The 23,312-nt window shown below is 42.5% G+C and carries 21 protein-coding genes and 1 other annotated feature; of the genes, 17 read left to right on the forward strand and 4 right to left on the reverse strand.

Going from position 1 to position 23,312, the window contains the following annotated elements; translation table 11 throughout:
* Positions 1-28: 28 nt before the first annotated feature.
* A complete protein-coding gene (locus tag KP77_RS08460) occupies positions 29-211 on the reverse strand; it encodes a DUF5325 family protein (RefSeq protein ID WP_041122267.1) in 183 nt (60 codons plus the stop codon).
* 111 nt (positions 212-322) lie between these two features.
* On the opposite strand from KP77_RS08460, the gene typA reads away from it, so the two are divergent.
* From typA to KP77_RS08515, 11 genes are all read left to right on the forward strand, one after another.
* Positions 323-2,167 carry a translational GTPase TypA gene (gene typA, locus KP77_RS08465; protein WP_041122268.1) on the forward strand — a complete coding sequence of 615 codons (1,845 nt, stop codon included), beginning with the start codon at positions 323-325 and terminating at the stop codon, positions 2,165-2,167.
* A gap of 22 nt (positions 2,168-2,189) precedes the next feature.
* Positions 2,190-2,501 carry a YlaH-like family protein gene (locus tag KP77_RS08470; RefSeq protein WP_041122269.1) on the forward strand — a complete coding sequence of 104 codons (312 nt, stop codon included), beginning with the start codon at positions 2,190-2,192 and terminating at the stop codon, positions 2,499-2,501.
* Between the two features lie 481 nt (positions 2,502-2,982).
* On the forward strand, positions 2,983-3,882 hold the full coding sequence (gene ilvE / locus KP77_RS08475; protein WP_041122270.1) for a branched-chain-amino-acid transaminase: 900 nt from the start codon (positions 2,983-2,985) through the stop codon (positions 3,880-3,882).
* 41 nt (positions 3,883-3,923) lie between these two features.
* Positions 3,924-4,154 (forward strand) — a binding site (T-box leader).
* 81 nt (positions 4,155-4,235) lie between these two features.
* Positions 4,236-5,972, forward strand: a complete 1,737-nt coding sequence (gene ilvB / locus KP77_RS08480) for an acetolactate synthase large subunit (RefSeq protein ID WP_041122271.1) — start codon at positions 4,236-4,238, stop codon at positions 5,970-5,972.
* Positions 5,972-6,484: an acetolactate synthase small subunit gene (ilvN, locus tag KP77_RS08485; RefSeq protein ID WP_041122272.1), complete on the forward strand. Its 513-nt coding sequence runs from the start codon at positions 5,972-5,974 to the stop codon at positions 6,482-6,484. The genes ilvB and ilvN overlap by 1 nt, the downstream gene beginning before the upstream one ends.
* Before the next feature lie 101 nt (positions 6,485-6,585).
* Positions 6,586-7,614, forward strand: coding sequence for a ketol-acid reductoisomerase (gene ilvC / locus KP77_RS08490; protein WP_041122273.1), 1,029 nt, complete (start codon positions 6,586-6,588; stop codon positions 7,612-7,614).
* Positions 7,601-9,142 carry a 2-isopropylmalate synthase gene (locus KP77_RS08495; protein WP_041122274.1) on the forward strand — a complete coding sequence of 514 codons (1,542 nt, stop codon included), beginning with the start codon at positions 7,601-7,603 and terminating at the stop codon, positions 9,140-9,142. The genes ilvC and KP77_RS08495 overlap by 14 nt, the downstream gene beginning before the upstream one ends.
* A gap of 18 nt (positions 9,143-9,160) precedes the next feature.
* Complete coding sequence (gene leuB / locus KP77_RS08500; protein ID WP_041122275.1) at positions 9,161-10,261, forward strand: 3-isopropylmalate dehydrogenase; 1,101 nt, start codon at positions 9,161-9,163, stop codon at positions 10,259-10,261.
* A gap of 19 nt (positions 10,262-10,280) precedes the next feature.
* The gene (gene leuC / locus KP77_RS08505; RefSeq protein WP_041122276.1) at positions 10,281-11,684 is read left to right on the forward strand and encodes a 3-isopropylmalate dehydratase large subunit; all 1,404 of its coding nucleotides are present in this window, start codon (positions 10,281-10,283) and stop codon (positions 11,682-11,684) included.
* 12 nt (positions 11,685-11,696) lie between these two features.
* Positions 11,697-12,269 (forward strand): 3-isopropylmalate dehydratase small subunit, encoded by a 573-nt coding sequence (leuD, locus tag KP77_RS08510; protein ID WP_041122277.1) that lies wholly within the window; start codon positions 11,697-11,699, stop codon positions 12,267-12,269.
* A 69-nt stretch (positions 12,270-12,338) separates the two neighbouring features.
* Complete coding sequence (locus KP77_RS08515; RefSeq protein WP_084218640.1) at positions 12,339-13,292, forward strand: threonine ammonia-lyase; 954 nt, start codon at positions 12,339-12,341, stop codon at positions 13,290-13,292.
* A 38-nt stretch (positions 13,293-13,330) separates the two neighbouring features.
* Here KP77_RS08515 and KP77_RS08520 read toward each other — a convergent pair whose 3' ends face one another.
* Positions 13,331-13,534 (reverse strand): YlaI family protein, encoded by a 204-nt coding sequence (locus tag KP77_RS08520; RefSeq protein WP_041122279.1) that lies wholly within the window; start codon positions 13,532-13,534, stop codon positions 13,331-13,333.
* A 112-nt stretch (positions 13,535-13,646) separates the two neighbouring features.
* Between KP77_RS08520 and KP77_RS08525 the strand changes: the two genes are divergently transcribed.
* Positions 13,647-14,102, forward strand: coding sequence for a pyridoxamine 5'-phosphate oxidase family protein (locus tag KP77_RS08525; protein WP_041122280.1), 456 nt, complete (start codon positions 13,647-13,649; stop codon positions 14,100-14,102).
* A 22-nt stretch (positions 14,103-14,124) separates the two neighbouring features.
* On the opposite strand, the gene KP77_RS08530 is transcribed toward KP77_RS08525, so the two are convergent.
* The gene (locus tag KP77_RS08530; RefSeq protein WP_041122281.1) at positions 14,125-14,625 is read right to left on the reverse strand and encodes a hypothetical protein; all 501 of its coding nucleotides are present in this window, start codon (positions 14,623-14,625) and stop codon (positions 14,125-14,127) included.
* A 181-nt stretch (positions 14,626-14,806) separates the two neighbouring features.
* Between KP77_RS08530 and KP77_RS08535 the strand changes: the two genes are divergently transcribed.
* The 3 genes from KP77_RS08535 (at position 14,807) to pyc (ending at position 19,920) form a co-directional block, all read left to right on the forward strand.
* Positions 14,807-15,088: a YlaN family protein gene (locus KP77_RS08535; protein WP_041122532.1), complete on the forward strand. Its 282-nt coding sequence runs from the start codon at positions 14,807-14,809 to the stop codon at positions 15,086-15,088.
* Between the two features lie 118 nt (positions 15,089-15,206).
* Complete coding sequence (locus tag KP77_RS08540; RefSeq protein ID WP_052474060.1) at positions 15,207-16,448, forward strand: FtsW/RodA/SpoVE family cell cycle protein; 1,242 nt, start codon at positions 15,207-15,209, stop codon at positions 16,446-16,448.
* Between the two features lie 28 nt (positions 16,449-16,476).
* Positions 16,477-19,920 carry a pyruvate carboxylase gene (gene pyc / locus KP77_RS08545; RefSeq protein WP_041122282.1) on the forward strand — a complete coding sequence of 1,148 codons (3,444 nt, stop codon included), beginning with the start codon at positions 16,477-16,479 and terminating at the stop codon, positions 19,918-19,920.
* 27 nt (positions 19,921-19,947) lie between these two features.
* Here pyc and KP77_RS08550 read toward each other — a convergent pair whose 3' ends face one another.
* Positions 19,948-20,871: a COX15/CtaA family protein gene (locus KP77_RS08550; RefSeq protein WP_268747461.1), complete on the reverse strand. Its 924-nt coding sequence runs from the start codon at positions 20,869-20,871 to the stop codon at positions 19,948-19,950.
* Between the two features lie 337 nt (positions 20,872-21,208).
* Between KP77_RS08550 and cyoE the strand changes: the two genes are divergently transcribed.
* Both cyoE and coxB read left to right on the forward strand, forming a co-directional pair.
* On the forward strand, positions 21,209-22,123 hold the full coding sequence (gene cyoE, locus KP77_RS08555; RefSeq protein ID WP_041122284.1) for a heme o synthase: 915 nt from the start codon (positions 21,209-21,211) through the stop codon (positions 22,121-22,123).
* Between the two features lie 81 nt (positions 22,124-22,204).
* Positions 22,205-23,311: a cytochrome c oxidase subunit II gene (coxB, locus tag KP77_RS08560; protein ID WP_041122534.1), complete on the forward strand. Its 1,107-nt coding sequence runs from the start codon at positions 22,205-22,207 to the stop codon at positions 23,309-23,311.
* Position 23,312 lies beyond the last annotated feature (1 nt).

The raw sequence follows: 23,312 nt of genomic DNA on the forward strand, positions 1-23,312 counted from the left end.
GAGACAATGCTGTCTCAGCTTTTTAACATTAACTTTCTGCCTGCTCACGAAACTTCTTCTTCGTTTTAAACCCCATACCAAATACCGCAATGACAGCAATAATAGATATAATTGCACCAATCGCACTTCGCTCGGCAATTGCGATCCCAATACCTGACATAGCAATGACCGCAGCAAAAGCAAACAGGATAAATACCATGTTATTTTTCATCGTCATCCTCCTCTATACAGTCATTTTACATAATTCATTTCTATAATTCCACCTATTGTGATACAATAGTACAGTTAGAAAAGATTAGAACGTAAAAACAGGAGTGAAATAATGACGAATCTTAGGCAAGACTTACGAAACATTGCAATTATTGCTCACGTTGACCATGGGAAAACAACTTTAGTAGACCAGCTATTGAAACAATCAGGTATCTTTCGATCAAATGAGCATGTAGACGAACGTGCAATGGATTCGAACGACATTGAAAGAGAACGCGGTATTACCATCCTTGCGAAAAACACTGCGATTCAATATAAAGATACACGTATTAACATTCTCGATACACCTGGACACGCAGACTTTGGTGGAGAAGTGGAACGTATCATGAAAATGGTTGATGGTGTTCTTCTTGTAGTCGATGCATATGAAGGCTGTATGCCACAGACCCGCTTTGTACTGAAAAAAGCGCTTGAACAGAATTTGACACCAATTGTAGTTGTGAACAAAATTGACCGTGACGCTGCCCGTCCTGCAGAAGTAATTGATGAAGTACTTGAACTATTCATCGAACTTGATGCGAACGAAGATCAGCTTGAATTCCCGGTCGTTTATGCTTCGGCAATTAATGGAACAGCAAGTCTGGACCCTGAACAGCAGGATGAGACGATGGAGTGTCTGTATGATTCAGTTGTAGAGAACATTCCTGCACCAGTTGATAACAGTGCTGACCCGCTTCAATTCCAGATTGCTCTTCTTGATTATAACGACTATGTAGGCCGTATCGGAATCGGTCGTGTATTCAGAGGAACGATTGAAGTAGGACAACAGGTTTCATTAATGAAGCTTGACGGCAGTGTGAAAAACTTCCGTGTTACAAAAATATTCGGTTTCTTCGGCCTTAAGCGTGAAGAAATCCAGTCAGCTAAAGCCGGAGATCTAATTGCAGTATCCGGAATGGAAGACATTAACGTAGGGGAAACAGTTACACCTGTAGACCATCAGGAAGCACTTCCTGTACTGCGTATTGATGAGCCGACTCTACAGATGACGTTCTCTGTCAACAACAGTCCATTTGCAGGACGTGAAGGTAAGTTTGTTACTGCACGTAAAATCGAAGAACGTCTGGAAGCGCAGCTTGAAACAGATGTAAGTCTTCGTGTTGATCAGACTGATTCTCCTGATGCATGGGTTGTATCAGGTCGTGGTGAACTGCACCTTTCAATTCTGATTGAAAACATGAGACGTGAAGGATATGAGCTGCAGGTTTCTAAACCTCAGGTAATCGTACGTGAAATTGATGGTGTCCGCTGTGAACCGGTTGAGCGCGTTCAAATTGATGTGCCTGAAGATAATACTGGTTCTATTATTGAATCAATGGGTGCAAGAAAAGGCGAAATGCTTGATATGGTGAATAACGGAAACGGTCAGGTACGTCTTGTATTTATGATTCCTGCACGTGGTCTAATTGGATATACAACTGAGTTTATGACAATTACACGTGGTTTCGGTATCATTAACCACTCATTCGACAGCTACCAGCCAATGCAGCAGGGACGCGTCGGTGGACGTCGTGCCGGAGTACTTGTATCTATGGATAAAGGCCAGGCATCACAGTATGCAATTCTTGGCGTTGAAGACCGCGGTACAATTTTTATTGAACCTGGTACTGAAGTATATGAAGGAATGGTTGTTGGAGAGCACACGCGTGAAAATGACCTGACTGTTAATGTAACAAAGATCAAAGCAGCTAATAATATCCGTTCTGCCAACAAAGAGCAGACAACTACACTTAAAAAAGCGAGACTGATGACGCTTGAGGAATCTCTTGAGTATCTGAATGATGATGAGCTTTGTGAAATTACGCCAGAGACAATCAGAATCCGCAAAAAGATTCTTGATAAAAACGAACGTGAGCGTGCTCAGAAAAAGCAAAAGTACGCTGAAGCAGGCAAATAATTAAGAGGAGCTGACAACCTCCATGGTGAATGTAGAAGACCGCTTATCATTTTTTCCTGCGCTGTACAGAGTTGATGCCAACCCTGATGCAGGAATGTGGTATCTTTACCTCACGATTATATTATTGTCAATTGTCGTCTATAAGCTTGGCTTTGCGAAAAAGCTGCCACCGCTGAAATCTGCACTGATTTATCTGTTTCTGATTTTAGGGTGTACAGTTCTTACGTTTCTGGCGGTCTTTTTACCAGTCACAGAAGGATTGATTATTGCAGCACTTATCCTGATCATTTATAAGATCAGATTAAGACGTGAGCAGGCTAAAGGCACAGTTTAATACAATGGATAAGGAACGAAGTGAAACTTCCTCTATATCAGAAAAGACACCTGATCCCAGGTGTCTTTTCTTTTTAATGGAAAGCTGAAACTGCATAAATATTTTCGTTAGATATGCGGTTCTAAAAAGATATAATGAATAATATTGTATATAAATTCTTAAAATTGTATATGATTTTAAACATCTAAAAATTGGTGATTTATCTGTAATTTTTAAATTTAAAAGCTGTCAAGACACCTTTGTAAAGGCATTTCGCTCAAATTTACCTCACATGTACATGTAAAAATAAAAAAATTTTGATCTGCAAAAAAATGCACAGTATCGCATAGTATCAATGATGTAAACGATTACATTTTATTTAAAAATTCTAATTTGTCAAAAAACTTAATTTTCAGCTGTTGACGGACTTGTATATCCGCGTTATGATTGTCAACAATTCAAGCCTACGGGCAACGATAAAGCGATGGAAGGAGTGAATAAGGTGAGTGAACAATTAATTTTTCTAGATGGAGAATTTGTTTCAAAACAAGATGCTAAGATCTCAGTTTATGATCATGGTTTCTTATACGGCGATGGGGTGTTCGAAGGTATTCGCTCCTATAATGGAAATGTATTTCGCCTCGAAGAACACCTTGTAAGGCTGTATGATTCTGCTAAATCAATTCTGCTTGAAATCCCTTATACCAAAGAGGAGATGCAGCAGATTATTATTGAGACACTGCAGAAGAACAACTTGAAAGACGGTTATATCCGATTAGTTGTATCACGTGGTGTTGGCAACCTTGGACTTGATCCATTTACATGTAAGAGACCAAGTGTAATTGTCATCGCTGAATCCTTAGCACTGTTTCCGAAAAAGCTTTATGAAACTGGCATTGAAATTGTTACAGTTGCCAGCAGAAGAAACCGTTCAGATGTATTGAGCCCGAAAGTAAAATCACTGAACTACTTAAATAACATCTTAGTGAAAATTGAAGCCGGTCTCGCAGGTGTACCTGAAGCATTGATGCTGAATGATCAGGGTTACGTAGCAGAAGGTTCTGCTGACAATATCTTTATTGTCAGAGGAAATAAGATCCTGACGCCTCCCGGTTATGTGGGGGCACTTGAAGGGATTACAAGAAATGCAATTATTGAACTGGCAAAAGATAAAGGTTATGAGATGGAAGAAGCAGTATTTACAAGACATGATGTATATGTAGCAGATGAAGTTTTCCTAACAGGTACTGCAGCGGAAGTCATTGCAGTCGTAAAAGTGGATGGACGCGTTGTAGGTGAAGGTGTCCCTGGAAAAGTAACAAACGATTTACTTGAATCTTTCAGAGAATTAGTCATTAAAGACGGTGTAAAGGTATATAATTCAGCATTAAATGCAGGTTAACTTTTTTATCGCTTAACTTTCGTGAGTTAAAGCAATTATACGTTAAATCATTGATGAGGTTAAAGTACGCAGCAATGGGCTTTTACAGAGAGCCGGGATTGGTGGAACCCGGTATTGCCAGCTGTGTATGACATCCCCTCGGAGTGGAACACTGAAAATTTGCAGTAGGTGTTCACGGACATTTGTTCGTTATCAAAGAACAGGTTATCTGTTCATGAGGCAGCTTTTGCTGCGAAGTAGGGTGGTACCATGAAAAGTCTTTCATCCCTATACAAAGGATCACGTGTCTATTTGTATGGGTTTGAAAGGCTTTTTCATTTGTTTAAAAAAGGATTTAAAGGAGGCATGTTTCAATGAGTGTGCAAGTAAATGCGAAACAGGCAGAAGCACTTGGCGGTGATGTACAGAAGCAGGCAGTTCAGGGAGCGGATATATTTATTCAATCTCTTCAAAACGAAGGTGTGGAAATGATTTTTGGGTATCCGGGTGGCGCAGTGCTCCCGATCTATGACGCACTGTATAAGAACCCGATCCCGCATATTCTCGCAAGACATGAGCAGGGAGCGATCCATGCTGCTGAAGGATATGCAAGGGTTTCAGGTAAAACAGGCGTTGTGATCGCAACATCCGGGCCGGGTGCTACTAACCTGGTAACAGGCATTGCCGATGCAATGATGGATTCGCTGCCGCTCGTTGTGTTTACAGGCCAGGTGGCAAGTGCAGTAATTGGAACTGATGCTTTTCAGGAAGCAGATATTGTTGGCATTACTCAGCCGATCACAAAGCATAACTATCAGGTGAAAGACGTAAATGATTTGCCGAGAATTATTCATGAAGCATTTCATATCGCATCGACAGGCAGACCGGGACCGGTACTCGTTGACATCCCGAAAAATGTATCAAATGAAGTGTTTACAATGGCTGAGGTAAAGCAGACGGAAGTGAATCTGCCGGGTTATCAGCCTACGACTACACCAAATTTTCTGCAGATTCAGAAAGTAGCGCAGGCAATTCAAAAGGCTGAAAAGCCGCTCGTGCTTGCAGGAGCAGGCGTGCTTCATGCCAAAGCTTCAGAAGAGTTGACTGCTTTTATTGAACAAACCGGAATACCGGTTACTAATACACTGCTGGGTCTCGGAACGATCCACGGTGAGCACGAACAATTCCTGGGTATGGCTGGTATGCATGGCACATATGCCGCAAACATGGCGATCTGTGAATGTGACTTGTTAATCAACTTCGGTGCCCGTTTTGACGATCGCTTAACCGGAAACCTTGAACACTTTGCACCGAATGCACAAGTCATCCATATTGATATTGATCCGGCAGAGATTGGCAAAAATGTCCCGACGGATATTCCAATCGTTGCAGATGCAAAAGAAGCACTGCAGGCATTATTAAAGCTTGGAATCAAATCGGACGGGATTGAAAAATGGACGAACCATCTGAACAGCATGAAGGAAGAATACCCGCTTCATTATAAGAAAGAAGAAGAAGGGATCCTCCCACAGGAAGCAATTGAACTGCTTCACAAACATACCGGCGGAGATGCAATCGTCACTACCGATGTTGGGCAGCATCAAATGTGGGCAGCACAATATTATAAGTTCAATCATCCTGATCACTGGGTGACATCAGGCGGACTTGGCACAATGGGCTTTGGCTTTCCGGCAGCCATTGGCGCACAGCTTGCAAAACCGAAAGAAACAGTCATCGCTATCATAGGAGATGGCGGCTTCCAGATGACGCTGCAGGAACTGTCACTATTGCAGGAAAGTCAAATTCCGGTAAAAGTTGTCATCTTGAATAATCAGTGTTTAGGTATGGTAAGGCAGTGGCAGCAGACGTTCTATCAGGAAAGATATTCGCAGTCACTCATGCCATCACAGCCTGATTTTGTAAAGCTTGCAGAAGCTTATGACCTTGAAGGTTATAAAGTAACCAGTCTGGATGAGGCAGATGAAATATTCGAAAAAGCAATGAATTCAAATAAGCCGGTCCTGATCGACTGCAGGGTAAAACAGATTGAAAATGTATACCCGATGGTTGCACCAGGAAAAGGGCTGCATGAAATGTTAGGGGTGAAATGATGAAACGTGTGATCACAACAACAGTTATTAATCAAAGCGGCGTACTGAACCGGGTCACAGGATTACTCATGAAAAGGCAGTTCAACATTGAGAGCATTACTGTTGGACACACTGAACAGCCTGGCATTTCAAAAATGACTTTCGTTGTTCATGTGGAAGATCAGAGGAAGCTTGAACAACTGCTGAAACAACTGCAAAAACAAATTGATGTGCTAAAAGTAAATGATATTTCTGATAAGGCGATTGTGACCAGAGAATTGGCACTGATTAAAGTACTTTCACCGCCTGCAGTCAGAAGTGAAATCACCAGTATTATCGAGCCTTTCCGGGCAACGGTGATCGACATGAGTAAAAACGTGATCACAGTTCAGGTCACTGGTGATCCTGAAAAAGTTGAGGCATTCATTGATCTGGTGAGACCATATGGCATCAAAGAGATGACGAGAACAGGCGCGACAGCCTTCGTCAGAGAAAATCAGAAAACACCATCGCAGCAATTATCCATTTTATAAAGATTTTTAAAGAACAGCATAAAACCTCAGCTGAGTCTCCACAGAGGAATTCAGCGTGATATAAAAACTAAAAACTCATACACACACTGGAGGAATTTATTATGGTAAAAGTTTATTACAATCAGGACATCAACAGCTCACTAGAAGGTAAGAAAGTTGCAGTAATCGGGTACGGTTCACAAGGTCATGCACACGCTCAAAACCTGAAAGAAACCGGCCATGACGTAGTTGTCGGTGTAAGAAGAGGAAAGTCGTGGGAGCAGGCTGAACAGGATGGACTGGAGGTAAAAACAGTTAGAGATGCTGCAGAAGAAGCAGATATCATCATGGTTCTTCTTCCGGACGAAAGACAAACTCAAGTTTATGAAGAAGAAATCAAACCTGGACTGCGTGCTGGAAAGTCACTCGTCTTTGCACACGGGTTCAACGTACATTTTAACCAGATCGTACCACCGGCTGATGTAGATGTATTCCTTGTTGCTCCAAAAGGTCCTGGTCACCTTGTCCGCAGAACATTTGAATCAGGCGCAGGTGTTCCGGCACTGTTCGCAGTTTATCAGGATCAGTCAGGTCATGCTGCAGAAACAGCACTGGCTTACGCAAAAGGAATCGGAAGCGCACGTGCCGGCGTACTTGAGACAACATTTAAAGAAGAAACTGAAACAGATCTATTCGGAGAACAGGCAGTACTTTGTGGGGGACTTACTTCATTAGTAAAAGCAGGATTTGAAACACTCGTAGAAGCAGGATATCAGCCGGAACTGGCATACTTCGAATGTCTGCACGAGCTGAAGCTGATCGTAGACTTGATGTATGAAGATGGCATGAGCGGCATGAGATATTCAATCTCTGACACTGCACAGTGGGGAGACTTCGTATCAGGCCCTCGTGTTGTGGATGCTGACACGAAAAAACGCATGAAAGATATTCTGACAGATATCCAGGACGGCAAATTTGCTAAAGGATGGCTGCTTGAGAATCAGCTGAATCGCCCTGAATTCACAGCAATTGCAAATCGTGAGAACGAACATCAGATCGAAAAGGTGGGTCGAGAGCTGCGCAGCATGATGCCATTTGTTAAAGCAGGAAAAGAAAAACAGAAGGAAGTGGTTGTGAGTGCGAAAAATTGATGTTTTTGATACAACGCTGAGAGACGGTGAACAGTCAGCAGGAATTAATCTGAATACAGCCGAAAAACTTGAAATTGCCAGACAGCTTGAGCGGTTCAATGCTGATGTGATTGAAGCAGGGTTTCCTGCTTCATCACAGGGTGATTTTGAAGCAGTGAAAAAAATCGCTCAGACGGTCAAAGGCTCAATTGTTACAGGACTTGCAAGATCAGTAAAAAGTGATATTGATACTTCCTGGGAAGCGCTGAAATACGGTGAACAGCCGCATATTCATATTTTTCTGGCTACATCACCGATTCATATGACTCACAAATTAAAGAAAACACCTGATCAGGTAGTTGATATTGCAGTAGAATCAGTGAAATATGCGAAAAAGAACTTTCCACTGGTTCAATGGTCAGCTGAGGATGCTTTCAGATCAGATCCGGATTTCCTGGTCAGAGTCGTAAGAGAAGTCATTAAAGCTGGTGCAACGACAATTAACCTGCCTGATACGGTTGGATATGCGACACCTTCAGAATACGGTGCGATGTTCAGACACCTGAAAGAAAACGTACCAGGTATTGACCGTGTGAAGCTGTCAGCCCATTGTCACAACGATCTTGGTATGGCGGTTGCCAACACGATTGCAGCGATTGAAAACGGTGCAGATCAGGTTGAAGGCACAATTAACGGCCTTGGTGAGCGTGCAGGAAATGCTGCACTTGAAGAACTGGCTGTAGCCCTTCATATCCGGAAAGATAAATTCACATTCGGTACTGATGTGAAACTTGATGAAATCAAGCGTACCAGTCAGCTTGTCAGTCAGCTTACAGGTATGGCGATTCAGGCAAACAAAGCAGTAGTCGGTAAAAATGCCTTTGCTCATGAATCAGGTATTCATCAGGATGGCATGCTGAAAGAGCGTACGACTTATGAGATTATCACACCTGAACTCATCGGTGAAAATTCCACTCAGATCGTACTTGGCAAGCATTCAGGACGACATGCTTTTAAAGATAAGGCTATCGCACTCGGATTTGAGTTAAGCGACGAAAAAATTACTGAAGCATTTAAAGCGTTTAAAGCACTTGCTGATAAGAAAAAAGAAATTTCAGAAGACGATCTGTATGTGCTGCTTACAGATCAGCAGATCCAGGAAGAAGAAGTGCCTGTATATGAATTAAAATCAGTGCAGGTTCAATACGGGAATGGAAGTATCCCGACAGCTTCAGTATCAGTCATCTCACCTGAAGGCGATCTGTTGCAGGAAGCATCTACCGGATCAGGAAGTGTAGAAGCCATTTGTAATACACTTGAACGGCTTGTTCAGGGGAAAGTTCATTTGCTCGATTACCGTGTTACTTCTATTGGTAAAGGGCGGGATGCACTGGGAGAAGCAGTTGTGAATATGACGTATAACGGAAAGTCAACAACAGGTCGTGACGTAGCGCAGGATGTGCTGGAAGCGTCAGCTAAAGCTTATCTTAACGCAATCAATCGTCAGCTTGTTAATGAACGTAAAAGATCTTACGCAAAAACTGTATAACACAGGGGAGGAATTATCATGAAAAAAACAGTAGCAGTTCTGCATGGAGACGGAGTCGGACAGGAAGTAACAGAAGCAGCAGTGAAAGTTCTCCAGTCGGTTGGACGGAGATTTGACCATACATTTGAGGTTAAAAAAGGGCTGATCGGCGGAATTGCTATTGATGAGACAGGTTATCCTCTGCCGAAAGAAACAATTGATGCATGTGAGAAAAGTGATGCTGTCCTGCTTGGGGCAGTTGGCGGTCCTAAATGGGACCAGAATCCTTCAGAACTCCGTCCGGAGAAAGGGCTTCTGGGCATCAGAAAGCACTTTGGTCTATTTGCCAACCTTAGACCAGTAAAAGCCGTTAAGGGAATGAGCGAAGCATCCCCACTGAAAGATCATCTATCAAAAGATGTAGATATGATGATTGTCAGGGAATTGACAGGCGGCCTTTATTTCGGTGAACCAAAAAGAAAAACACATAACGGTGCGGTTGATTCCCTGACCTATTCACGGGAGGAAATCGAACGGATTGTTGAACAGGGATTTGAACTTGCACGTTTGAGAAAAGGAAAAGTAACGTCAGTTGATAAAGCAAATGTACTTGAAACAAGTAAGCTTTGGAGAGAAGTGGTAGAAGAGAAGAAAGCCCACTACCCTGATGTTGAAGTTGAACATTTGCTTGTTGATGCAGCAGCGATGAAGCTGATCACCCAGCCGGGGTCATTTGACGTTGTTGTCACAGAAAATCTTTTCGGAGATATCCTGAGTGATGAAGCTTCTGTGCTGACAGGCTCACTGGGTATGCTGCCATCAGCAAGTATCCGTTCAGACGGCTTTGGACTATATGAACCGGTACACGGGTCAGCACCAGACATTGCAGGAATGAATATTGCAAACCCGTCAGCTGCAATTCTGTCAGTTGCGATGATGCTGAAGTACTCATTTGGAATGGAAACAGAAGCATCAGCAGTTGAAACAGCTGTATACAGCGTATTTGACGATGGTTATTGTACAACTGATGTGCAGAAGTCGGGACACCGCGTACTGACAACTTCTGCTTTTGCAGATAAAGTGATTGAAGAGCTTGAAAGAGAGCTGGTATCAGACCATATCATGTCTGCTTATGTATAAGTGAGGAGGGAACAGTCTTATGGCGAAGACGATTATTGAAAAAGTTTGGAACGACCATATCGTATATGAAGAAGAGAATAAACCGGACCTTCTCTATATTGACCTGCACCTGATTCATGAAGTGACATCACCGCAGGCATTTGAAGGCTTAAGATTAAAAGGAAGAAAAGTCAGAAGACCTGATTTAAGCTTCGCCACAATGGATCATAACGTACCTACAAAAAATCGTGAAGTCATTAAAGATCCGGTGTCAAAGCAGCAGATGAATACTCTTGCAGATAACTGTAAGGAATTCGGTATACCACTTGCTCATATGCATCATCCGGATCAGGGAATTGTTCATGTTATTGGGCCGGAGCTTGGTCTGACCCAGCCTGGCAAAACCATTGTATGCGGAGACAGCCACACCTCTACTCACGGAGCATTCGGTGCTCTTGCATTTGGCATCGGTACAAGTGAAGTGGAACATGTGCTGTCAACGCAGACACTATGGCAGTCCAAGCCGAAGACAATGGAAATCAAAGTAGAGGGAGACCTCGGATTTGGTGTTACTGCCAAAGACGTCATTCTTGCCATTATTTCAAAGTTCGGAGTAGACGCTGGTACAGGATATGTCGTTGAGTATACCGGAGATGCAATCAGGAAGATGTCAATGGAAGAGCGCATGACGGTGTGTAACATGTCCATTGAAGCTGGTGCCCGTGCAGGTCTGATCAGTCCTGATGAAACAACAGCTGAATTTTTGAAAAACCGCGCCTACGTGCCCGCCGATCAATATGAAGAGCTGAAAGAAAAATGGCTTAGCTATGCGACAGAAGAAGGCGCGGTCTATGATAAAACGCTGACCATCCACGCTGATGAGATTGAGCCATTTGTAACATGGGGCACGAACCCGTCAATGGGATCCGGAATATCAGCTCATGTGCCAACTGCTGAAGACTATACGCAAAACTCAAAAAAAGAGGAGTTAAAGCAGGCACTAGCCTATATGGATCTATCAGAGGGAATGCCGATTACCGACATTGAAATTCAGCATGTATTCATTGGGTCCTGTACAAATTCACGGATCGGTGACTTGAGAGCTGCAGCTAAGGTAATTGAAGGTAAGAAGGTACATGAAAATGTCACAGCAATCGTTGTACCCGGTTCATTTACGGTTAAAATGAAAGCTGAAGAAGAAGGACTTGATCAGGTATTCAAAGATGCCGGATTTGAGTGGCGGGAGTCAGGATGCAGTATGTGCCTGGCGATGAATGATGATATTGTACCTGCCGGTGAAAGATGTGCTTCTACTTCTAACCGTAATTTCGAAGGCAGGCAGGGGGCGGGAGCAAGAACGCACCTGGTCAGTCCTGCGATGGCTGCAGCTGCTGCAGTCACAGGCAAGTTCACAGATGTCCGAAAGATGAATGTTTACGCGTAAGGAGGGAAGTTGATGGAGCCGGTAAAAAAGCTAACAAGCAGTATTGCACCACTTGATCGTATCAATGTTGATACGGATCAGATTATACCCAAGCAGTTCCTGAAAAGAATTGAACGCACCGGATTTGGTCAGTTTCTCTTTTATGGGTGGCGATTTAATGAAGATGGGACTCCGAATGAGGATTTCATTTTAAATCACCCTGCTTATAAAAATTCTGAGATTCTTGCAGCAGGAGAAAACTTTGGCTGCGGCTCATCAAGAGAGCATGCACCGTGGTCACTTCAGGACTATGGATTTAAAGTGATTATTGCACCATCTTTTGCAGATATTTTCTACAATAATTGTGTGAAAAATGGTATCCTTGCCATCAGACTTGAAGAAGCTGACCGGGTGATCCAGGCAGGGAAAGAAGGAAAATCCGCTGCAGTGGATCTTGAATCACAGACAGTGAGCTGTGGTGGGCACACCTGGCATTTTGATATTGATCCTTACTGGAAACAGATGTTACTGAATGGCTGGGATGAAATTTCTATTACATTTCAGTATGAAGATGCTATCAGGAAATATGAAGAATCGCACGTCTAATTACAATGAGAGGATGATCAACTTGGGAATTTCTATAACACGAGCGCATTATTTGACGCAGCAGAAGAACTGAGCAGCTATGTTCACAGAACGCCATGTAAACAGTCTGACACACTGAATAAAGTAACAGGACAGCAGGTATTTATGAAGCTTGAAAACCTTCAGAAAACAGGTTCATTTAAAGTCAGAGGTGCAATGAATAAAGTAGCCTCACTGACTGAGCTTGAATGTAAAAGAGGAATTATTGCAGCATCAGCAGGCAATCATGCCCAGGGTGTTGCACTTGCAGGTAAGAAAAAAGGTGTGGATGTTACGATCTTCATGCCGCTTTCAACCCCTGAAACAAAAGTAAATGCAACACGTGAATACGGTGCTGAAGTCGTGCTGACCGGTGAATCTTTTGATGAAGCGTATGCAGCCGCATGCAAAAAACAGGAGGAAACCGGTGCTGTATTTATTCACCCTTTTGATGATCTGAAAATCATCGAAGGCCAGGCTACTGCAGCGCTTGAAATGCTGCAGCAGTGTCCGCACCTCGAAAGAATATTTGTTCCTGCAGGCGGGGGAGGGTTACTTGCCGGCACAGCGCTTGCTGTTAAAGCGTTGAAGCCTTCTGTAAAAGTAATTGGCGTACAATCTGCTTCAGCACCTGCCATAGCAGCATCTTTCTTTGGTCAGGCAAGCAGTGAAGTACCATTTCTTCCGACGATCGCTGAAGGTATTAAAGTGAAGTCTCCAGGGAAGCTGACAACTTCGATCATCAATAAATATGTCGATGATATGGTAACAGTGACTGAAGGAGAAATTGCCAAAGCAATCCTGTTCATGCTTGAAAGAGAGAAGATGATGGTAGAAGGCGCAGGAGCAGCCGGCATTGCCGCGCTTCTGAGTAATACACTGGCTCCTTTTTCAGGCCAGACTGGCGTTATAGTAAGCGGCGGAAATTTTGATGCAGCTAAACTCGGCAAATGTATTGAATTAGCCGGGGAAGTGAAAGAACCGAAGCGCAAGTTGATTATTTGATGTATAAAACCCTAAAGCCGGCCGGCTTTAGGGTTTTATTAAAATTCTTTTTCAATTTTTCTTGAACTTTTGTATTGTTTGAAATTACCTGTAGCAATTCGTTTTTTTGTTTTGGTTTCAATCCGGCTGTTACACTCTTCGCAAAGATAGGTATGGATCGGACGGTTGCGGAGCTTTTTAGCCAGTGGACTGAAGTCTTCAATTGATTCAATTTTATCGCATAAAAAACATTTTACTCTCATTAGTCAAGCTCCTTTTCCACAGGGTATATATCTAATAGTATAACATGTGTGCACGGTGAACTGTTACGGTTAGAAAATCTGCTGTATAATAAATCAGAAAGGAAGTGATGATATGGCTAACAGAGTTGAAGATCACCTGACGCCGGGGCTGTATGAAGAATTTTTACACGAACGGTTTGTCCAGCTTGCAACTGTAGACGCAGAATCCGGCGGTACGAACATCGCATCACTGTCATGGGTACATGCAAAAGACGAATCAACGATTATATTCGCAGTGGATCACCGCTCGAGAATCATTCAGAACATAGAAAAACAGCCGCTTTGTTCACTCTCTATTATTGCAGGCGGAAGCACATATTCAATTAGTGGAAAAGCGGTAGTTGCAGGACAGTCCACGGCTGATGTGCCGATCGGCCTGTCGATAATCCGGCTTGATATTGCTGAAGTAAGAGATGTGATGTTTTACGGAGCTAAAATCATTACAGAGCCGGCATTTGCAAAAACCTATGATGAGCAGGCTGCAAGAAACCTTGATCAGCAGGTCATGGAGGAGTTAAAAAAGCACTGACCGGGTCAGTGCTTTTAGCGTATCAGGAGATTGTAATTTTTCGAACGTTTTTAATCGGATTGTCTCTGTTAGAACCATCTTCAAATAAAATGTGAACGGGACCATCTTCGCGGAGCGGCTTTCCGTTTTTCGAGAAAGCCAAAATCAATTCCCCTGCTTCTTCCATTGAAAATGAATGAACACCATCAGCGGTGGAGATCATCACTTTTTCAGCGCCTGCTTCTGGTTCTGCATTTTTAATAAAAGGCTTCATTTTAATACCAAAAGTGCCGTTTAGCAACGTTTCTTTCTGGGTTTTCTTTTTTGCCGGTGAGACAGGTTTGGGGATTTCGGCCCCTTCTTTAATTTCTCTTGAGAAGTGTTCAGCGACAGCTTTTGAATATTGTTCAATCTCGTCTATTTCCACCCGTTCTTCATCAAAATAAGTCGTAAGGTCAATTTTTCTTTCATCAAAAATCCATACACTCGGGTCTATCGTCAGCTGGAATTTAACCCGGCCTGAAATTGGTATAATATTATTCATGATTCATATCCCCCTTAAGATCTGTCTTCTGAGTATACATCTTAATATTAATTGTGTCACATATCGTAAAACACGTTAAATGAGCAAGACGCTGCTTGCAATTTTGATGATAAAACGCTACACTTTAGGTTAAGCAGCTATGATGTATCGCATGAAAACTGAATGGATTGGGGGGATCAGTGTGACATCAGAAATGAGAATTGACCATCGTGAAAAAGCCTATGAGCTTTTACGTAAAGATGCCGAAAAAATAGCGCAGCTAATCAAAGTTCAAATGGATAACTTAACGATGCCCCAGTGTCCATTGTATGAAGAGGTATTAGATACGCAAATGTTTGGGTTATCCCGTGAAATAGAATTCGCCGTCAGGCTCGGGCTTGTGGATGAAGCAGATGGAAAGACATTAATTGACTCACTTGAAAAAGAAATGTCAACGCTCCATGATGCTTTTACCAATAAATAACTTTCAACCGCTCAAACAAACTTTTCAGATTGTTTGAGTTTTTTTATATCAAAAAAAGAGGATTTTACACATTTCCTGTTGAATAAATATACAGATGGGACTGATAAGAATGTCGACCATTCTGAAAAGAATGTTCAGGTCATACGATTATTCATTGATGGCTGTATACATACTCTTAGGAGTTTTCGGGGTTGTCATGGTTTACAGTGCAGGAATGGTGTATGCAGTAGAAATCCTTGACCAGAGCCCGGATTTTTTCTATATGAAACAGCTTAGAAATCTGATCATTGGGGTAATAGGATTTACAGTGATGGCATTAATTCCTTATAAGTTATATAAGGAGGGAATGATGCTCAAAATCATTTTTGGGCTGATGTTTGTGCTACTGATTGCCGTACATATATTTGGATCTGAAGTAAACAATGCACAAAGCTGGATCATGCTTCCGGGTTTTCAGCTGCAACCTGCAGAATTCGCCAAGCTTGGGATGATCGTTTATCTCTCAGCAGTGTATGCAAAAAAACAGTCTTACATTGATGAATTTAACAAAGGGGTTATGCCGCCGATTGTCATGCTTATTGCTGCATGTTTTCTGGTTGCTGCCGAACCTGATTTCGGAACTGCTGCCATTATATTTGCGATCGGTATGAGTGTGATTATCGCATCAGGCATGAAAGTGAAAAGCATGCTGAAGCTTGCCGGGCTTGCAGGCGGAGTAATCGCTGTAATTGCAGGATTACTATTTTTAATTAGCCGGAATACATTCTCCAATATTTTTTCTGAAGAGCGCCTTGGAAGGATTGCAGCGTACCAGGATCCGTTTGCTCATATTAGTGATAACGGCTGGCAGCTTGTCGGCTCTTATTATGCAATAGGAAACGGCGGGCTGTGGGGAAGCGGACTCGGTCAGAGTATACAGAAGCTCGGTTTCCTGCCTGAGCCGCATACTGACTTTATCATGGCCATCATTGCTGAAGAGCTTGGCATATTCGGTGTCGGGTTCGTCCTGCTTGGTCTTGCCTATATTGTTCTTAAAGGAATCAGAATTGGTCTGCGGTGCCGGAACCAATTTGGAAAAATGCTGGCCATTGGTATATCCAGCATGATCGGTATTCAGACCTTTATCAATCTTGGCGGAATGTCCGGTTTGATTCCAATAACAGGAGTGCCGCTGCCGTTTATCAGTTATGGCGGGTCGTCACTGATTCTTTTATCTTTATCAATGGGGCTGCTGATGAATGTGGCTATGTTTGTCAGATATGAGGAAAAATATTTCGCAAAAGAAAAACAGAGTGTACCGGTTAAAAATAGTAAGACATCTTCAATGAATGAAAAGAACACAGCTAGATTATATCGCTAGAAGTTTGACATCATGAAGGAGGATCATTATGAAAAAAATTAATAAGGTACTAGTAGCTAACAGAGGAGAAATTGCAATCAGGGTATTTCGCGCCTGTACGGAACTGAACATCCGTACAGTTGCGGTATACTCTAAAGAGGACAGCGGATCATTCCACCGCTTTAAAGCGGATGAAGCCTACCTCGTAGGTGAAGGGAAAAAGCCGATTGATGCTTACCTGGACATTGAAGGCATTATTGAAATTGCAAAAAGAGCAAATGTAGATGCAATCCATCCCGGTTATGGATTCCTTTCGGAAAATATTCACTTTGCAAGACGCTGTGAAGAAGAAGGAATTACATTTGTCGGACCAACTTCAGAACACCTTGATATGTTCGGTGACAAAGTAAAAGCCAGACAGCAGGCAATTAATGCTGAAATACCGGTAATTCCAGGCAGTGACGGTCCTGTCGAAAGCCTTGAGGAAGTACAGGCATTCGGTGAAAAACACGGGTTCCCATTTATTATTAAAGCATCTTTAGGCGGAGGCGGCCGTGGAATGAGAATTGTCCGCTCGGCAAGCGATGTCAAAGAATCCTATGACCGCGCAAAATCGGAAGCGAAGGCTGCTTTTGGTAATGACGAGGTATATGTAGAGAAATTTATTGAAAACCCTAAGCATATTGAAGTGCAGATTCTTGGGGATCACGAAGGCGAGATCATACACCTTTATGAACGTGACTGCTCTATTCAAAGGCGTCACCAGAAAGTTGTCGAAATTGCTCCCTCAGTTTCACTTCCTGATGGACTTCGGGATAAAATCTGTGATGCAGCAGTTAAGCTCGCGAATAACGTGTCTTATCTGAATGCAGGTACAGTAGAGTTTCTCGTAGCAAATAATGAGTTTTTCTTTATTGAAGTTAATCCACGTGTTCAAGTTGAACATACGATTACTGAAATGATTACCGGTGTTGATATTGTGCAGTCTCAGCTGCTGATTGCAGAAGGACACACGCTGCATAGTCCAAAAGTAAATATACCAAAGCAGGAAGACGTTCAGCTGAATGGATTTGCGATTCAGTCACGTGTTACAACGGAAGATCCGTTAAACGGATTTATGCCGGATTCAGGACGTATTATGGCTTACCGTTCAGGCGGCGGCTTCGGCGTTCGTCTGGATGCCGGAAATGGATATCAGGGAGCAGAAATTTCTGCGCATTACGATTCACTATTAGTGAAAGTATCAACGTGGGCACTGACTTTTGAACAAGCTGCAGCTAAAATGGTCAGAAATTTACAAGAATTCCGTATTCGGGGAATCAAAACAAATATTCCGTTTCTTGAAAATGTCGTTAAGCATGAGAAGTTCTTAAGCGGGGAGTATGACACATCATTTATTGATCATACACCTGAGCTCTTCCTTTTCCCTAAGCGAAAAGACAGAGGAACAAAAATGCTTGCTTATATCGGTAATGTGACAGTAAACGGTTTTCCAGGCGTAGATCGCGGGGAAAAGCCGGACTTCGGTAAGCCGAGAATTCCGAAAGTAAACCTGCTGGAACAGCCGCCTGCAGGTACAAAACAGATTCTTGATGAAAGAGGCGCTGATGGTTTGAAAGAGTGGGTAAAGGAGCAGGATGATGTACTTGTTACAGATACAACTTTCCGTGATGCACACCAGTCACTGCTCGCAACCCGCGTCAGAACAGTTGATCTGAAAAATATTGCTGATGCATCAGCACGCATGCAGAATGAATTGTTTTCGTTTGAAATGTGGGGTGGCGCAACTTTCGATGTTGCCTACCGCTTCCTGAAAGAAGATCCGTGGATGAGACTGCTGACGCTGCGTGAAAAAATTCCAAATGTCATGTTCCAGATGCTGCTGCGCGCGTCAAATGCTGTAGGATACAAAAACTATCCGGATAATGTGATCCAGGAATTTGTAAAACGCTCTGCTTATGCAGGTATTGATGTATTCAGAATCTTTGACAGCCTTAACTGGGTTGAAGGTATGGAAACTGCTATACAGGCAGTCCGTGATTCTGGGAAAGTTGCTGAAGCGGCAATCTGCTATACTGGGGACATTTTAGATCCAACACGTACAAAATACGATACAGATTACTATAAATCACTAGCTAAAGAGCTTGAAAATCAGGGGGCACATATCCTCGCGATTAAAGATATGGCCGGACTTCTTAAGCCTGAAGCTGCTTATCGACTGATTTCTGAACTGAAGGATACTGTAGATCTGCCAATTCACCTTCATACACATGATACGAGCGGTAATGGTATCTTCCAATATGCCCGTGCAATTGAAGCGGGTGTGGATATTGTTGATACTGCACTCGGTGCGATGAGCGGTCTTACTTCCCAGCCAAGTGCAAGCTCACTTGCTTATGCATTGAAGGGAAATACGAGACAATTAAAGCTGGACGTAGAACACTCACAAACACTGTCTCATTACTGGGAAGATGTGCGTAAATACTATGCTCCTTTTGAGAGCGGAATGAACTCGCCTCATTCAGAAATCTATAAGCATGAAATGCCTGGCGGTCAGTATTCAAACCTTCAGCAACAGGCGAAAGCTGTTGGCCTGGGTGCACGCTGGGAAGAAGTGAAAGAGATGTATGCACGGGTAAACCAGATGTTTGGTGATATCGTAAAAGTAACGCCGTCTTCCAAAGTTGTAGGGGATATGGCACTCTTTATGGTTCAAAATGACCTCGATGAACAATCTGTCATTGAAAAAGGAAATTCTATTGACTTCCCGGATTCTGTGATTGAACTATTCTCAGGATATCTTGGTCAGCCACACGGCGGTTTTCCTGAAGATCTGCAGAAGGTCATTTTGAAAGGCAAAGAACCGATCACTGTAAGACCGGGTGAACTGATGGAGCCGGTTGATTTTGATAACCTGAAAGAAGAGCTGTTCCATGAACTGGGTCGTCCGGTTACAAGCTTTGATGCGCTGGCACATGCGCTGTATCCTAAAGTATTTAAAGAGTTCACTGATACGGCTGCACAATTTGGTGACGTTTCCGTGATTGATACACCTACTTTCTTCTATGGAATGAAGTTAAATGAAGAAATTGAGGTTGAAATCGAAACAGGTAAAACGCTGATTCTGAAACTGGTTTCTATTGGAGAAGCAAGAGCAGATGGTACAAGAGTACTTTACTTTGATCTGAATGGTCAGCAGCGTGAAATTGTGATTAAGGATGAAAGCATTAAATCAACTGTGGCAGTCAAGCAGAAGGTTGATCCATCGAATCCTGAAGAGCTGGGTGCAACAATGCCTGGTACAGTTATTCAGGTAGTTGTTTCAGTTGGAGATCAGGTAGAAAAAGGTGAACACCTGATTATTACAGAAGCAATGAAAATGGAGACGACAGTACAGGCACCATTTGACGGTACAGTAGAAGAAGTCTGCGTCGAAAGCGGAGAGTCACTCTCACCTGGAGACCTGATGATCAGATTGAAAAAAGACAGTTAACATAAAAAGAAAGTTGAGCGATTATGCTCAACTTTCTTTTTTACTGTTTATTTTACTTCTTGAGATCAGCAGGATGAAATAACTCAATAAACCGAACAATAAAGAAATAATCAGTGCGTGAGATAACGCGACGAGCAGGTTCATCTTAGTGACGACTACGAATGCACCTGTGATCACCTGTCCTGTTACAAGTGCGAGCGCAATGATCCACCCGTAATAGACAACTTTCTGATGCTTGTAATGTTTGATCGCAATGATTGCCACATAAATAATCCAGATGAAAATAAAAGCAGCTGCCATTCGATGTCCCATTTGAATCCACTGAATTGAATTCAGTGAAAGGTCACCCGGAGCTGAATTGACACAAAATGGCCAGTCAGGACATGCCAGACTTGCTTCTGTATGACGGACGAAAGCTCCTGAATAGACGACAGCAAAGATGTAAATCATTAATCCATAAGTATGCCGTCTGATTCTTTTATCAATAACCAGCTTGTAAGCGTCAAACTTCTTATCAACTTCAAAGATCAGAAGTGTAAGGAGCAGTACTGCTGCAAATGAAATGAGTGAAATGCCAAAATGAGCAGCCAGAATGATATCAGAATGCCCCCATACAACTGCCCCTGCTCCTAATAGAGCCTGAAGCATTAAAAAGAAAAAAGCCAGTATTGCCAGAAAATTCGTTTCTCTGATATGCCCCATTGCACGCCAAGACCATATTGATAAAGCTAAAACAAGAAATCCTGCACCGGCTGAAACCACGCGGTGAGAAAGTTCAATAATTGTCTCGATTTCCAGCTGATCCGGAATGATTTGTCCATGACAGAGTGGGAATGACTGACCGCAACCCTGGCCAGAATCAGTTTTAGTTACCAATGCGCCGCCAAGTAATACCATCAGCATGACAAGTGTCGTAACGACCCCTAGTATTTTTAAACCCTTTGATTGCAACAACATTCACCTACTTATACAATTCACACGAAACGTGCGTTTTTTAACATTCTCGTAATGTCTATTATGGTACAGAATAATCGGGAGGTGTACCTTTTTTGTGTAAAAAACGAATATTATTAAACGCGAAAGACAAACAATTTTCACATTGCAATACTATATAGAAATAGTACATAACACAGATGGAAGCAAAAGATGTGAAGGAATTGTTACATTTATTTAAACGCTTAATTTCAGAAGTTGTCTGAATTTCATTTTAAATATAGAAATCATGTTCGCTATCCTTTATAGTAGATGTAGTATAATGTATTAGCAAGTTTGGAGAGGAGGGGAAAGTGTGTCAAATAGTCGAGTAGTGTCGGCTGTAAAAGAGGCAGATTTTTCTGAAACAACTGCTTGGAAGGATTTCCTCGCTCTGATAAAAATCGGTATTGTCAATTCAAACTTTATTACAGCATTCACAGGGTTATGGCTGGCAATGTATTTTACCGGTACGCAATTTCTCAGTTCAATTGACACCATGTTTTTAACATTAATCGGATCATCACTTGTAGTCGCGGGCTCTTGCAGCATTAATAATTACATAGACCGTGATATCGATCCATTAATGGAAAGAACAAAAAATCGTCCGACTGTAACTGGACGGGTGGCACCTGTAAGAGCGCTGGGCCTTGGAATCGGGTTTGTAATTTTTGGTGAAATTATGTTGTTTATGACAACCCCAATGGCCGGTTTAATAGGATTATTCGGAGTTTTCAGCTATGTTGTTCTTTATTCAATGTGGACAAAAAGAAAGTATGCCAGCAATACAATTGTCGGCAGCATTTCCGGTGCAGTTCCTCCACTGATCGGATGGGCAGCAATTGACCCGTCGCTTGGAGCGATTCCATTTGCACTGTTTTTAATTATGTTTGTGTGGCAGCCGCCTCATTTTTATGCAATTGCAATGAGGAGGGTAAATGAATATCGAGCTGCCGGAGTACCTATGCTACCGGTTGTAAAAGGGTTTGCAAGAACAAAGTTTTCAATGCTCCTTTGGGTAGTTGCTTTGTTTCCGCTGCCATTTTTATTGTCGGAACTTGGTACCGCTTTTATTGTCCTTGCGACCGTGCTTAATATTGGCTGGCTGGCGCTGGCAATTAAAGGATACAAAACAAAAGATGACCACAAATGGGCAACAATGATGTTTGTTTATTCATTAAATTACCTGACAATCATGTTTACAGGTATGGTCATTCTTACATTTATTTAGGGAATTCTTTCTCAAGAGAAATCCATATAGAGAGTCTCCAACATCAAGAATATTCAAATGAAAGAGGGGTTTAATGAAGCTATGAAAAATGGGCTTAAGAAATGGCGTTTTCTGCCGCTTGTGGCAGCAATGGCGTTTATTCTTTCCGGCTGTGGAGAGCCGTTTCTGTCAGCGCTTCAGCCTGCGGGTGAAGTAGCACAGAAGCAATTTAACCTGATGATGCTGAGTGTAGCGATCATGGTTTTAGTAATTATCGTCGTATCAATTGTATACGTGATTGCTGTAACTAGGTTCCGCCGCTCAAAATTAGGTGAAGATTTTATTCCAAAACAGGTAGAAGGAAGTCACAGACTTGAAGTAATCTGGACTGTTATTCCAATTATTCTTCTTCTTATTCTTGCAGTACCAACTGTTGCATTAACTTTCGAACTTGGCGATCAGTCAGGAGCGGAAGCTGAAGATGAAGAAGGTAACAGAGAAGCACTTGTAGTTGACGTGCGCGCGAACCTTTACTGGTGGGAGTTCTCTTATCCGGATCAGGGAATCGTTACTGCACAGGAGTTAGTTGTACCAACTGATCAGAATGTATACTTTAATGTAATTGCTTCTGATGTTAAGCACTCTTTCTGGATCCCTGCAGTAGGGGGTAAGATTGATACTAACGTTGATAATATGAACAAGTTCTATCTCAGCTTTGACAGCGAACGCGCTGAAGAAGCGAATAATTTATTCTATGGTAAATGTGCTGAGCTTTGTGGTCCTTCTCATGCCTTAATGGACTTCAAAGTAAAGACTATGGGTGAAGAAGATTTCAATCAGTGGGTTACTGCAATGCAGGAAGCCGGTGAAGCTGAACAGCAGTTTGAAAGCGACACTGTAGCAGATGGCTATGCTGTCTTTGAAGACACTGGCTGTATCGGTTGTCACGCGATAAACCCTACTCAGCAGATCGGAACTTCAAGCGGACCAAACCTGACTACGTTCGGTGAACGTGAGCATGTGGCTGGAATTCTTGATAACAAGGATTCAGAAGAAGTTCAGGCTGAAAATATCAAAAACTGGATTCGTAATTCACCTGATCTAAAGCCGGGTAATGAAATGCCGGTTTATAATCAGGATGATTTATCGGATGAAGATTTAGATGCACTGACTGAATTCTTAATGAGCTTAAAAGTTAACAATGAATAAT

This window comes from Jeotgalibacillus alimentarius, from assembly GCF_000829445.1.
GTDB lineage: Bacteria > Bacillota > Bacilli > Bacillales > Jeotgalibacillaceae > Jeotgalibacillus > Jeotgalibacillus alimentarius.